The sequence below is a fragment of the Aeromonas sp. 160P genome (assembly GCF_055193095.1).
Window position 1 is genome coordinate 3,223,407 of sequence record NZ_JBUXKV010000001.1, and the last position, 13,969, is coordinate 3,237,375.

Sequence of the window (13,969 nt, forward strand, 5' to 3'; positions counted from 1 at the left end):
TTACTCCGGTCCCTATCCGGTCAGCTCAGCTGGTGAATGGGTCACGCTCTCGCTCGTGCCTAGAGCCATCCCCTCCCCTGACGTCGATTCCCCCAGAAACCCCCTCCGGTCACAGCTTCCGGTCTTTCTGCTGGGAGACCATGAGGATGGTCAGAGCGGAGCTGGTGGCTCTGACGTGGAGATAACACAGATTGAAAGATGGAGACGCTCACCAGGCACAAGGGACGAGGAATGGTTAGTGGGCAAGACCGGAGCAGCCTCTGGGGCATATCCGGTCGCTTGGGCTGTGGCTGAGTTTGCCAGGAGTTGTGCAAAGTCGCGTCGATGCCGACGAGGTGTCGGGCCGTCACGCCGACGCGATCGTCGGCAACTTTCAGCGGATAGAACCAACTTGCCTACGAGCATCATAGACACAGGAAACAGTATGAGAGATTACTGGAGGCGAAGACATGATACACAGCTACGACACTCTGAGTCGTAGAAAACAAGATGGACTTGCTGTCGTATGAGATGACGCATAAGCGTATCCAGTCGTACAGGGAGTATGTGCCGAATATTTGTGTCTTTAGTAAAAAAGAGCTTGAGAATCGTGATCCACACGAACTTGTGTTCTAATCTTGCTTGAACTTATTTTTTTATCAATATAGGATCATCACGCTTACTTTTTTGGAAAGTAAGGTGTATCACAAGCTGTCAAGTAGAATACGAACCAGAACACTGGCGAGCAGACGACTTGCATAGCCGCAGATGACTAGTAGATTCATATCGAACACTCCTGCGATGATGATAGCATATATCATATCTGACATTCGTGGCCGGCATCATTGATGTTGTGAATGCGTACCTAGTGCGTTACCTAAGCCCGGAGAGGAAACTGGATGGCCACAGTCCTTTACCTTTCCGGGTTTTGCATTTTAAGGTCATCCTGATGCTTAATTCAAATAACCAGTGGTTTCGAAGCAGAGGATATCAGCATTTTGATGCCCCTGTTAAACTTCGCAAAGCAAGTAAAATTGTTAGCTCTCCTGATAATGTTTCCAAGCATGCATTTCTACCACTGATTTCATATAGCATTGAGAGTTTTAAAGTTCATCCAGATGAAGACGGAAAAATTGTAAAGAAACCAAAGTTACGTCCCATTTCATATGCTTCACACATTGATTCACATATTTATTCATATTATGCAGAGAAGCTATCTCAGCTTTATGAAAGTGATCTTGCTTCCTTATCACTACATGATTCCGTTTTGGCTTTCAGAGCTCTAAGAAAAAGTAATATTGATTTCGCCAATGATGCTTTCGAGAAAATAAAAGAGCATGGTAACTGTACAGCTATTGCAATGGATATATCCGGGTTCTTTGATAACCTAGACCATGAAACACTAAAATCTATGTGGTCTAAAGTACTTAAAGTTGAACGTCTACCACCTGACCATTTTAATATATTTAGGTCACTTACTAAGTATTCGACAGTCAAAAGAGATGAGTTGTTTGACAAACTTGAAATATCAAAAAACAACCCCAGAAAAGCTGGCCTAAGACTATGTAACATCAAAACATTTAGAGATGTAGTCAGAGGTTCTGACTTAATAAAAACAAATAAAAGTGGCAAAGGTATCCCACAAGGAACATCTATAAGCGCACTTCTTTCCAATATTTACATGTTGGACTTTGATTCAAAGATAAAAAATATAGTCACTTCTATGGATGGAAACTATTATCGATACTGTGATGATATGCTTTTCATTATAGATTCAGATAAAAAAGATATCTTAGTTGATATTGTCACAGAAAACATTGCAGCCCTTAAAATTGATATAAACGGTGACAAAACAGAGATTAGAAATTTTTCCATTGCTCATGGCATTCAGAAGAGTGACAAAGCATTGCAATATCTCGGCTTCATTTTTGATGGCGAAAGGAAATTAATTAGATCAGCCGCACTGGCAAGGTTTTCTGGACGAATGAAAGCTGGTGTCCGGCTAGCCAAGAAGACACATAGTAAAGCCAATCTGATTGAAGAGGAAAAAGGAATTAATAAAACCCCTCTGTTCAAGAAAAAAATTTATGAGCGTTACTCACATCTAAGTAGAAGAAATTTCATCACTTATGGACATATGGCCGCAAAAAAAATGAACTCAAAAGCTATCAAAAATCAACTAAAACCACTATGGGGCCGGCTAGTCAGAGAGATCGATAAATAACACTATGTAATAACCAGTCATGACATAATGTCTTCACGACCCAATCATACTGGTTCACATCAAAAATTGATAATAGCCTCCCTAGTTAGTCTTGAAATGGGTTTTTTAATAATTTTTGCGACGGTGGTGACGAGGTGTCGGATCGTCACGCCGACACAACCATCAGCGTGATTTTTCAAGCTTCACTTTTAGCACATACAAATAAATTGATTTATCTGTTATGCCTTAACCATGAAATTAAATGTGAAATTATCATTCCACTCCAGATTAACACCAATTCGCTCGGCTAAATCTAGACCTAAACCAAAACTAAGATCATAGGATTCACTTACCGTAAAAGTCCCTTCATCTGCTTCATCAAGCATTGCTAATATATGAGGAAATTCATCCATCCAAATATAATTCTGTCTTTTCTCAGATACTTTAAGTGGTTGATCACATTGAATCGTCACTTTATTTGCTCTTGATTTATTTAATGTTGCCTTACCTTCAAGTGGCATTCCATCAAACACTCCTTTTGTGGAAACAGAAGCACCATTCTTTCTTGTGATTTCAATATCTAGTGCCGTTACTCTTAAGTTGGCTCTTATGTAAGATACAATATCAGCCAACTGTTCTCTCATTATGTATGAATGAAATTCACTGGCAGGAATTAGTATATCCGTCTTTATTTTCTTTGGATGCCTAATGTAATAAACATCATTAACCCACTCATCGTTAAAAACTTCAGTGAAACGTGCTATCTCATCATCTTTCGATAGCACGAAAAAATCTTTTGATTTATAGTCTTTGTAGTTTTTAAATGGATTTCCCAAAAAAGCTGCGCCCATTACAGGCAAATCTGGACTTTTCAATTTATTATTAAGCTTACCAAATAAACTTCTGTCAATTCTGTATACTTTTAGAGACATACCCCACCCTAATGTTTATATAAAAAACTTTCAGCGTTAGTTTTTGTGAGCTGAACATATTTAATTCAGGTTCGATGCGAGCTTGCAAGATATAGCACTCTATGCAACGCATACTTCAATTATGCTTTGCATTGGCTAGGCGAACACATGTTGTCACATGATTAATAGCTTGCTCAATAACAAACAGTGGATATTTAGTTTTATAACGCTCACCTGAGAAGCATTTTTGGCTATCCGAGCCACTCTCAAGACGAATTTTTTCACACCATGCCCAAAGCTGTTCGATAGGCAAAGAACTTCCACGAGCAGTGATAACATCTACAAGAACATGCATATCGCTACTATCAATGCTCTGCTCTATCAAGTTAACTCGATTCTCGATAACATTTACTTTTTTCTCTAATTCCTCACGTTTCTCAATTTCTCTTGCCAAAATAGAAACGTTCTGTTGCAACAATGCCACCATGGTACTTAACTCAGAAGCGCCCTCTTTCGGCGGGGGATAAATACCATATTTTCGGATGGATGGTAGTACATCTTCAAAAATCCAATCTTGGAATCGAACAGATGCTTCACTATCATCAATTGTTACGATTCGATATAGCCCAGCCTCTGTTATATAGAACTCGTAGTCGAAGCCATATTCATTTTTCCCAGACAAAGGGATAATATATTTTTCTTTCTCTTTCAACACTGAAGAAAGTTTACTTAAAAGACCACCGAATCCAGACTTAACACCTGTGTTGTATGAAATATTTTCATTGTCTTTTGCCAAGACTCGAACCACATCAGGGAAGCGAAATAAAATTTTACCATCCCGATCCATTGTCTTTATTGGTTCACCACCGTTAGTTGCAGGGTATATAATGTCAAATTTTTTCTCGTCCACACAACACTCCATATTAAGTCTCTATAGCCGATTTTTATCGACAGCATACTATATGTCTTCATTGGAAACCATGATGCCGTAAACAACTGCATTTTAAATGCATATTAAAACTATGTTCATCCAGAACATCAGGCCCTGAGCTAACCACTCAGGGCCTTTTCATATCCACGATCCAAAGGACAGAGCATGTTTATTCACCAAATTTTGCGCAAGCAAGTCGCCGCTGTCAGCATCAAGCCTATGAGAGACGGCAGCATTGATTTCACAGTAAAGGGCAGCACCAAGGGGGCGATCAAAGGCGCTATCACCGGAGCGGGTATCGGTGCCAGGGGAGGAATCCCAGGTGCCGTCGCAGGCACCATCATCGGGGGCACTATCGGCTACATCACTGGGCCAGCTGACTGAGGGAGGTTAGCCATGGATGAGTTTATTCAAGAAGGGAAATACGCATCCCACGAAACGCTCAAGGGGTATGCCTACAGCTGGCAGACGCTGAGCTTGCTGATGCAGGAGGTCATCACAAACGGTATGTATGTTCCTGAGTTCCTACCAGATGAAAATCAGCCAGTGCTACTGGTCGTGATCAAAGAGGCGACCGTGCTCAAGGCCAAGTCCCTGCACAGCGAAGCGCCTGAAGTGTTGATTTCTATAGCATCCCACACTGGTGAGTTAGTCAGAGATGACGACAACGGTTACTACGCTGACCACTGGCGGCTAGCAGCAGGAACTATCAAGCTGATCGACTGTGCTGAAGATGCCGTGTTCTGGCTGCCTCTCCCAGCTGTCGAAGCATGGGAGGCATATCGCTTCTCTGGCTATGGCTCACCGTTTGATGCCTTGTCTGCCCCACTTCCTGTATTCCAGCATCTGGCCTTCGATCTCAAACCAGATCAAACCTCGCCTGATTTGGGCACCACTATCTACCTGAAATCCACTATCTGACTATCTCGAAGGATGCTAAGCATGAACACCAAAACCGATAAGCAAGCAGCCAAACAGCAAATAAATACGACTGCTACAGCCAAGTTTGATGGCATACAAGTATCACCAGCCAAAGTGGTCTTGGTCAGTGGCGTAGCCACCCTGCTCTCGCCAGGCTCAACTACCACCGTGGGCTATGAGATTGGCCATGAACCCGAACAGGATGAACTGTTGATCCGTCTGACCGGTAGCAGCGGTGGAGGTCTCTGTTCCAAGGAGTGGTTCGGTCTGGCACAAGTCGTCGTTCTGCTAAACGAGCAACAGCCGGATAAGGCATTTACCTCCGGCCTGTTCAAGGTGATCTGGCACTTCAAAGGCAGCAGCAATAACGCGGGGTTCTTGGCTGCTGTGCTGCGCCATCTGGAGTTGACCAAGGCAGCACCGGACGTCCGGTTCGGCCATCTGATCACGGGCAAGCATACCGAGTGGTTCGATAGCCTGAAGGCCAAACTCCCAGAAGCGACCAACGCAGCCCAGTAACCGTTCCAGCCTCCTACTCTCCCCTACCCCTTTACTCAACCTCAACGAGAACCAAGATATGAAACCTACCCTCGTTATCACGGGCTTGCCTGTGAGGATAAGTCACGACCTGCAAACGCTACTGGAGCAGGCCATCAGCTCGGCGCTGGAGGATTTCCCTGATGAAATCCCAGATGGTCCAACACCAGCAGCCCTGACCCTCAACTATCGAGACCCAGACTACAGTGCCACCACAGGTGGTTATCACCCTGTCGAGATCCGCCTAGAACGCTGGGATGACGGCTGGCATCTGTGCTATGTCACTGACTTTGCCTATGTGGGCCAAGGCTGGTGCACTGAGTTGGCCAAAGAGTTGGATTTCGATTTCAGCATGGGTGAGTACACCCACTCGTTGATGGGGAAAATGTCACTGGCAGAGGTGCATGAGTGGTTTGAGCTCTGGCAGCTTAACTTTTGCTGCTATGCCCAGATGGATGTATTCACCCTGACGGTGACACCTGACTGATCCAGTTCAGGCAAGAAACTCAAAAAGTCGCGTCGGTGGCGACGAAGCGTCGGGAACCGTTTAGGTCAATTCGTCAGCACGTCGCCACCGACAGCAAATTTCTACGCTTGACGAATTTTCCCGCCCAGAAGACCGGATATCGACCGGAAGTTGGCCAAGCCCTGTTCCACCTCTGGCCTGAGACCAGCATTAGGCTCAGCCAATCCCCAATCTCATCTCGGCAGCACAAGGAATTGACATCCCTGTGCTGTTTTTTCTTGGGCAGACCAGCCCTACCCCCACTTATCAAATGACAGGAGACAGATGATGACAAATGCTCCCTCCCGATTTCGCTTCACGCAAAAATCCATTGAGGCGCTACCACCGAACCCACCTCATGCCAGATCAACAGAAGCCGAATACAGCGACACCCAGATCCCAGGCTTTAAATGTCTGGTAGGCAAAGGTGAAGGTTCCAAGAAATTCCTGCTTCGCTATCTCTGGCAAGGACGTAAACGGGCTATATCCATAGGTCGCTTCCCCGATGTAGACCTGAACACGGCCAGAGAGATCGCCACAGACTATAAACGGCTGCTTTCGCAAGGCATCGACCCCAAGCAACAGAAGGAAGATAAGCGGCAGGAACTCACCCTGACCGAGTTGTTTGAACAACATTACTTCCCCTATGCCATGCACCACAAACGATCATGGCGGGATGATGCACAACGCTTTCGTGACCACTTAAAACCCGCCTTGGGATCACGGTTACTCTCGGAAATAAAACTTGAGCAGGGCCAGGCCCTGCAAACCAACTTGCTGAGCAAGGTAAAGCCAGCCACCAACAACCGGATCACCACTTTGCTTAAAGCGATCCTGACTTGGAGCGTTCGAATGGGTTATCTGGAGCAACACCCTATGAAACATCTCAAAACCCTGACCGAGAACAACCAACGCACCCGCTATCTGGACAAAGGGGAGATCAGGCGGCTGTTTATGGCTGCGGATATCGATGAAAACCGTTATGCCGGTCAGTACGTCAAACTGCTGTTGCTCACAGGATTGCGTAAGGATGAGTTGAGGCTGGCCAAGTGGGAACACCTTGATCAATCCCAGCTGACCCTGTTCATCCCCCACACCAAGAATGGGAAAAGCCGGATCCTCCACCTCAACCATATGGCCATGCAGATCCTCAAGGAGACCCACCCCATTGAAGGGAATCTCTATCTGTTTCCAGGACAGAAACAGGGCCAGCCGCTGAACAACGTCACCAGACCATTTAACCGGATGCTCAAGCGAGCGAGGATTGAAGGGCCAGTCTGTATCCATACTTGCCGCCACTCAGTCGCAGCCTTGATCGTCTCAAGTGGGGGAACCTTGTATGACGTGCAAGCCCAGTTGGGTCATGCCAGCAGCCAGACCAGCCAACGATATGCCCATCTGCACGCCAGCAGACTGAGGCACACCAGTACCCAAGTGGCCAACTGTGTGGAACAGGCGTTGATACCCAGCAACACGGTCCACTCAACCCTACCCCAACTCAGCCCAAACGGAGGAATTTAGGGGAAAAATGCCGACGGTCGTGACGTGCTGACGGGCAAACTCGACGCCTCGACGCGATCGTCGGCATTCCATCAACTCTCCCGCATTTTCAGATACCAAAGTCCACACTGCTATACCAACTCTGCTTACCGAAACACTCCCCTGTCGTGAAGATCCAAGTCGACACGCCCTGTCGGGCACCTCCGTGACACTTGGATACCTTTGACTACGATGATCCCCTAGATGGCAGAACACGACACCCTAGCCCAACGCCTCGGCGTGATCCTGACCAAGCTCAACAACGGGCAGCGGTTGGTGATCTCCGAGTTGGCCCACGAGTTCAATGTCTCGGCTCGCACGATCCAGCGAGACCTGAACGTCAGACTGGCTTATCTACCGCTGGAACGTGACGGACAAACCTATTGGCTTGACCCTAGCTATCTAGGGAGAACCACCACTCCCGCCATTTTGAGACTGTGTGAGCAACTGGGGGCCAAAGCTTTGTTCCCGGATGATCACGAAAGTCTGATCAAGCTCTGGCTCAACCCTGCATCAACACCTGTATTCGTCCTTTCTGGCTTTCAACTCGATGAAGATGACAGCCATTACCAATGGCTGAAGCCACTTGCCAAGGCAATCAGCCAACAGCTCAACGTCAGGCTGACATGGGTGGGCGAGCCAGCAGAGCAAGAGATTGAGCCATATCGTCTGGTCAATAAGCGGGGCCGCTGGTACTTGGCGGGGGTAACGGCGGATACGCCATTTATCGAGCCTTTGTCGAGTATCGCCAGCGTCCAACAGATAGATACGCCAGCAACGATCAGCGAGTCACAACAGCACCTTCTTCAACGCCTCATCGAGCAAGAGGCCATCCCTACTCACGAAGTCGTGATCAAGGCAGCTTCGCCTATCGCCCACGAGTTCAAGCTTCGGAACATCCTCCCCGAGCAGGCACTGATCCGAGAGCTGGAGGATGGCAGCGTCTTGCTGGCAAGCCGCGTTTTTAGTGGTTCTCAATTGTTGCCTGTGATAAAAACCTACATTCCCTATTTAGAGGTAGTTTCCCCTAAAGGTATACAGCAATTGGTAAAACGTGACCTCAAAGCCCTACTTAGCCGGATGTGAGCAGATTTTTTCACGCCAATTAATTCACTTCCCGACACCAGCTGTCGGGGGCAATCACCACTATAGATAGCCTAACAAGCAAGGAGAAAAATCATCATGGAGTCCCCTACGATAACTAAACAATCCGACCTTATTTTACGCAGTCATGACGATTATGAAGTTGTCTTCGAACACATTGCTGCCCACCTACAAGCAGAGGGCGGCACCATCAAGGTTGCTGACCGAGCCAAGGGGATACTGGAAGCATCTTGGAAGTACGGTATCAATCCGTTCGGGTTGCGCGTTACCGTGAATTTCAGCTCGCCAGAAGAAGGGATTGTTGAGATATCACTGACAGGCTCTTTCGCTGATGCCATAGATACTTTCGGTACGGCCAAGAAGAAAGCCAAAACGATCGCAGAAGTTATCACATCCCCTATCAATAGGACAATATGGCCGTTACACGAAGAAAAGACTACAGATCACGTCCCTATGCCAATCGAGATACCGATAAATACGCAACAGATTAATATAACGGAACCCACAGACCATAACAATGTATCGGTGGCACAACTGAAATCACTATCAAACGCGAAATTCCTTAAATGGTTCCTGTTGTTGAACGGGGGGCTGGTTATTGGCCTTGTGTGGACAGGCCCCGGCGCACTAGCTATACCATTTTTAGGTTTTGCTGGTGCATTGCTTTCGCTGATGTTTTGTAAATGGTTGGCTAAACGGGCACATGGAGTCAAAGTTATTGACCATCGTTATCCAGCGTCAAACGAGGAGAAACATTTATATGAAATGGTCGCTGAGCTGGCAACACGTGCAGGGCTGGACTGTGTACCCGAGGTTGGTGTTTATGACAGTCCAGATATAAATGCATTCGCTACAGGCTCCTCCCCCAGTAATGCACTTGTTGCCTTTAGCTCCAGCCTTTTGAATAAAATGGATCGAGAACAGATACAGGCTGTCGCAGCGCATGAAATTGCTCATATAGCCAACCGAGACATGTTAGGGACTGTTCTTTTACAGGGAGTTATCAATAGCATTGTTTTAATAGCTACCCTACCGCTTAACCTATTACGTGTACTGAATATTTTTGGTGATAGCTTCAGCTGGGTTGTTGAATTTACGTTATGGCTAATTAAAACGATAGCGGCTCTTGTACTGACCCTTCTGGGTAGTTTAGTTGTGAAGGCGTTCTCAAGATCACGAGAATATCGGGCTGATGCTTTTGCGGCAGTACTTTTGGGTAAAGGCCCCATGATGAATGCGCTGAAGTCACTCGCAAATGACACATCCAAGATACCTCTTGAACAGAGTGCTTATGCAACGTTCAAAATATCAGGCCGACTCGGCTTCTCAGAAATATTTTCAACACATCCACCAATAAGCAAACGACTTGCCGCACTTGACGATGGGACCTATATCCCTGCGACTGACAATATAACTAAACTCACAGTTAGTGACTCAACACAACCACAAGTACAGGAAGTACAGGAAGTACAGGAAGTACAGGAAGTACAGGAAGTACAGGAAGTACAGGAAGTACAGACGACTACGATTGACCAAGTTCATCATCGCGGCAAGCGAAAATCTGTTATGGCCCTGATGATGTTTTTCGGTGGCGGTTTGGGGTTACATAAATTTTACGCTGGCAACTGGGGCTGGGGTCTTATCTATCTCGCTGGCTGCATAACTTGGATTCCTGTTTTTCTATCTCTTATCGAGTTTATTCGGGTGCTTTGCCTGACTCAAGAAGATTTCGACAAACGTTACAACCTTCAAAAAATTAAAGCATTTCAATGGATTTGGTAATTGTTATTTGTTTTTACAATGGAGTTATTTATGTTTAGAAAAACTGCTTGTTCGATTTTAGTTATGGCCTTATCAGGCTGCGTTTCCAATGGAGATAATTTTGGTTCTGCCTTGAACAAGGTCGTAGATGATGCTCTTGCGCCGCTCGATAACCTTGCCGCTGGACTTGATCCCAACGCGGCTCAAGAAACTTCGATGCCAGTACAAAAGGAAAAATGGACACCCACCGAGAAAAATTGTGAGGCTATCAAAAATAGTGCTGGAATACATGTTAGAGCAAAGCAACAGCAGTGCCTATCAATGTTACAAGGCAAGGCTGTAGATGAAACCCAGTCACTTGCAACCACTCTAAGCCCTAGGCATCCACCCTATATCACTAAAATTGGCAGCCCGTTAGCCGATGAAGGCACGGATGAAATATTGCATTCCAATACGGGGGCAATCAAGCGTCACGTACTTGCCAGTCGAGAGTTCCAGCTGACAAAAAACGGATTCTCGTTAGACCTTAAACCAATCAACTTTCCAGACATCGCTAAGGAAGAATTTAGATTAGTTGAGACCACAAATTGCCCATCAGGGATGGGGATGGAACAAGCTATTTGGGTTAATGATAAATCTGGGCATCCTGGCGCTGCCAAGATACATTGTTTTTCAAACTCAGGCCCATCAGTACTCCTCAATGACAATAGTGATATGAATCGAGCTCTGTATGGCAATGCAAAAGGATTTGTGGTGTTCACTATCAACGGCGAGCTAATAAACAACAAAGCTTACGTGAAGGTATTCATGTCAAGAATGCAACAAGTTTACTGACGCAGCAACATATTTAACTCTGAATACAACAATGACTAAAAGGAACATTGTCAATGAATATTATAAGTGGTTCCCTAACAGCTATTAGTTGCCTGCTGTTAACGGTTCCTGCAGCTCAAGCCGGAATGTTCAACAAACTGGACGAACTGACCGTAAAAGGGGGAGAACTGGAAAGCTGTCCAGGCGTGACCTTGGAGCAGCAGGCCGATAGCTTCTTTAAGGATCCCGAGTGGTCGGCAGGCAAAGCCGCTGATGGCCGCAAGTTGGTCAACGTGAGTGGCACGTTCACATATGGAGATAGACCCGTCCGCGGCCTGCTCCAGATGTGGATCCAAGGTGAAGAGTTCAGCGTGGAAGCATTGGAGATAAACGGACAGCCACAACCGGATATCATGATTGATGCCCTGCTGGAAAAGATGTGTGAGGCAGCACAAAGCCAACAACCAAAAGGGGTGACCGAGAGGACCCAAGCCCGCGCTGATCTACCATTTGTCGGCAAACGGCGCTTCAACTTTTCGGGCGGTAGCGGTACAGCTGAGTTCATCACGATCCAGAGCAACGGGCATACTGTTGTGGAGAGTTGCGGCTCGGAATGCAGCATTGATTTTGAAGGGCCATTTACTAACCCGCTCAAGACGCAGTACGGGATCTATCGAGTCGAGGCCAAGCGGATTTTCGAGCTCGATGAGAAGGGCCAGGGCAAGACCTGCCAGAAGGAGCTGGGAGACCCAAGAGATACAAAGTGCGGTGTAGAGCTGTATGTGGCTCAGTAAGAAGATCAGGCGGGAGCAATCCCGCCTTACTTTTTTCTGACGGCATAGGGCTGCAGTTACGTGGGATGCGCGGGGCCAATGCGCATGAAACACACTCCCCTACATTGGACAACGGCCAGAGGTCCGCCGCACCGTCAGACGATGACAAGGGTTAGACAGAAAATATGGGCTCTGTAGGCCAAACATATTTATAACAAGCAGCCCGGAGGGAGTGTCCCCACTCTAGCCAACAAGACAAGCTCGACTCAGAGACGCCGAGGAAAAAACCAAGTAAGAGACCAAGACAGTCAGGCCACCAGAGAAGCCAGCGGACAACGTTCATAGAGAAGGCTGGATAGGAGTAGTTTCCCCCCTCCATTCGCTCCACATTTTCCACCCTGCAGCCGGATCATGGGGGCAGAGCCCCAGATGAGGGCGGGTGGGGGCTCACCCTCATCCCCAACGGGTATAACACACCACCCCACGGGCCCATGCCCCGCATGGCCTCCCGAAATTCACATCGGCGCGTTTTCGGATTTTCGCGCAGTTTAACCGCCATTTTCAGCACCGTTCGTAGCCCTTTCGCATCTCGGGTGGGTCAAGGAAATCATCAGCAGAGGGATTGCGAGTTGGACTCATTGCTTGCGTTTTCACAACGGCGGACCGGTGCCTTTATCTATACCAACGGGCCTACCGACACCGTTATTGGAGTAATGACGCTGGGAGGCAAATCTAGTACTAACACGATGGCGCAGATTCGGGGGATACGCGCAAGGTGAAAACTCGGGAAAGCAAGCATATCAAGGGATGGTAGAGCGGGGTAATAACGTCGTTGGGGATGGAGAGCGGATCACACGCCCCATCGTAGCGCTCTCCATCCCCTGCCATGTTGCCTATACGGTTATCTGGAGTATGACCATGAAGTTAATCTGGGATGGGGGGCTCCGATGATGCTCACGTCGTTCTCTGGAATTGGAACATCCCGCTCGCGCAGCCACCAAGATTCATCAGTCGCTCATGATAGGGACGGTGCGGTGGATCTGCACCATCCCCAACAGCACTACTACACCATGGCAGCAGTTCTTATCAGGCGCGGTTTCCCCAGTTTGAGTCGTGCGCGTGGCGGTGAGTTTTGCGCTAGGATTTTGCCCATTGCCCCCATCCCCTTGTTGATATTTTTTTTCTAATACGTTCTTGACATGGCATTCGACTATCCATTAGATTCGCCACCGTAGCCGCTTACATAAGCAATACCGGCTATAAAGCGCCACTAAAGCCCCTCTTTTGCATTCCTGCACAGGGCCTTCGTGTGTCGCATAACTTTACATTTCTGTTAAAGGCTTGTTGGTCATTTGCTGATGACCTAACAAGGAACCGGATACATGTCTCACGTTTAATCCAGAACGGGGGACACATGTAAAGTTGCGACACAATGGAGGAACCATGACTAAAAACGCAGCTCGAAATACCAGCACTCGTCTGGTGAAAAAAACTGAACCAGCTTGTACTCTAACCGCCATCATTGGCCGAAACCTCGTCAATTTGGCGCACATTGCCTATACCAAACGCTACCAACCGTTGAATGAGTCTTTGGATCGGATGACTCCCGATGCTATTTCACGGTTGGGCGTTGGGATCAACAGCCTTGAGCGGCAAATAGCTTTCGATGCCGCCGCTGAACCCGAGAAGCAAGTGCAGCTTCTTAAGGATGTTCGTGATGCGTTGGCGAATGCCGGTCTTCTTGAAAAATACTTTATGTTAGAAGATGGGACCATTGTGCTACCGGAGTTGGTCAAGTCTGCTGACTACGGTGATATGGGCAATGGGCCCGTGGTTCGCTTATATGCTGATGGTATCGAGAAACCGATATTGACATGCCTCTGCTCCTCTGAAGCTGCATGTGTCCAGTTGTTGACCGAGCTTTCTAATCGCCTGAACGGGTCATCTACTCAATAACCTCGCGCAACCTAACCCCGCCTTGCATGCAGGGCG

The 13,969-nt window shown here is 47.3% G+C and carries 13 protein-coding genes; 11 read left to right on the top strand and 2 right to left on the bottom strand.

The genetic code is table 11. The features are described 5' to 3' along the window. The first annotated feature begins 928 nt into the window (after window positions 1–928). Window positions 929–2,203: an antiviral reverse transcriptase Drt2 gene (drt2, locus tag ACY8FN_RS15060; RefSeq protein WP_463100461.1), complete on the top strand. Its 1,275-nt coding sequence runs from the start codon at window positions 929–931 to the stop codon at window positions 2,201–2,203. Between the two features lie 218 nt (window positions 2,204–2,421). Here the strand turns inward: drt2 and ACY8FN_RS15065 are convergent, their stop codons facing one another. Both ACY8FN_RS15065 and ACY8FN_RS15070 read right to left on the bottom strand, forming a co-directional pair. Further along, window positions 2,422–3,114, bottom strand: a complete 693-nt coding sequence (locus ACY8FN_RS15065) for a hypothetical protein (protein ID WP_463100462.1) — start codon at window positions 3,112–3,114, stop codon at window positions 2,422–2,424. Between the two features lie 115 nt (window positions 3,115–3,229). Further along, complete coding sequence (locus ACY8FN_RS15070; RefSeq protein WP_463100463.1) at window positions 3,230–4,003, bottom strand: BRO family protein; 774 nt, start codon at window positions 4,001–4,003, stop codon at window positions 3,230–3,232. Window positions 4,004–4,189: 186 nt separating this feature from the next. Here ACY8FN_RS15070 and ACY8FN_RS15075 point away from each other — a divergent pair, with 186 nt between their 5' ends. The 10 genes from ACY8FN_RS15075 to ACY8FN_RS15120 all read left to right on the top strand — a co-directional run bounded on the left by ACY8FN_RS15075 (window position 4,190) and on the right by ACY8FN_RS15120 (window position 13,933). Beyond that, window positions 4,190–4,408 carry a hypothetical protein gene (locus ACY8FN_RS15075; RefSeq protein WP_463100464.1) on the top strand — a complete coding sequence of 73 codons (219 nt, stop codon included), beginning with the start codon at window positions 4,190–4,192 and terminating at the stop codon, window positions 4,406–4,408. A gap of 12 nt (window positions 4,409–4,420) precedes the next feature. Further along, window positions 4,421–4,945, top strand: coding sequence for a hypothetical protein (locus ACY8FN_RS15080; protein ID WP_463100465.1), 525 nt, complete (start codon window positions 4,421–4,423; stop codon window positions 4,943–4,945). Between the two features lie 21 nt (window positions 4,946–4,966). Continuing rightward, window positions 4,967–5,464, top strand: a complete 498-nt coding sequence (locus tag ACY8FN_RS15085; protein ID WP_463100466.1) for a hypothetical protein — start codon at window positions 4,967–4,969, stop codon at window positions 5,462–5,464. A 58-nt stretch (window positions 5,465–5,522) separates the two neighbouring features. Next, window positions 5,523–5,969, top strand: a complete 447-nt coding sequence (locus ACY8FN_RS15090) for a DUF2787 family protein (RefSeq protein ID WP_104455767.1) — start codon at window positions 5,523–5,525, stop codon at window positions 5,967–5,969. Window positions 5,970–6,272: 303 nt separating this feature from the next. Further along, window positions 6,273–7,508: a tyrosine-type recombinase/integrase gene (locus tag ACY8FN_RS15095; RefSeq protein WP_231554924.1), complete on the top strand. Its 1,236-nt coding sequence runs from the start codon at window positions 6,273–6,275 to the stop codon at window positions 7,506–7,508. A gap of 222 nt (window positions 7,509–7,730) precedes the next feature. Continuing rightward, the gene (locus ACY8FN_RS15100; RefSeq protein WP_440016057.1) at window positions 7,731–8,612 is read left to right on the top strand and encodes a helix-turn-helix transcriptional regulator; all 882 of its coding nucleotides are present in this window, start codon (window positions 7,731–7,733) and stop codon (window positions 8,610–8,612) included. 96 nt (window positions 8,613–8,708) lie between these two features. After that, window positions 8,709–10,412 carry a M48 family metalloprotease gene (locus ACY8FN_RS15105; RefSeq protein WP_463100467.1) on the top strand — a complete coding sequence of 568 codons (1,704 nt, stop codon included), beginning with the start codon at window positions 8,709–8,711 and terminating at the stop codon, window positions 10,410–10,412. 30 nt (window positions 10,413–10,442) lie between these two features. Next, on the top strand, window positions 10,443–11,225 hold the full coding sequence (locus ACY8FN_RS15110; RefSeq protein WP_146037073.1) for a hypothetical protein: 783 nt from the start codon (window positions 10,443–10,445) through the stop codon (window positions 11,223–11,225). Between the two features lie 53 nt (window positions 11,226–11,278). Continuing rightward, window positions 11,279–11,998, top strand: a complete 720-nt coding sequence (locus ACY8FN_RS15115) for a hypothetical protein (RefSeq protein ID WP_463100468.1) — start codon at window positions 11,279–11,281, stop codon at window positions 11,996–11,998. Between the two features lie 1,422 nt (window positions 11,999–13,420). Beyond that, on the top strand, window positions 13,421–13,933 hold the full coding sequence (locus ACY8FN_RS15120) for a hypothetical protein (protein WP_041205484.1): 513 nt from the start codon (window positions 13,421–13,423) through the stop codon (window positions 13,931–13,933). The last annotated feature ends 36 nt before the right edge of the window (window positions 13,934–13,969 follow it).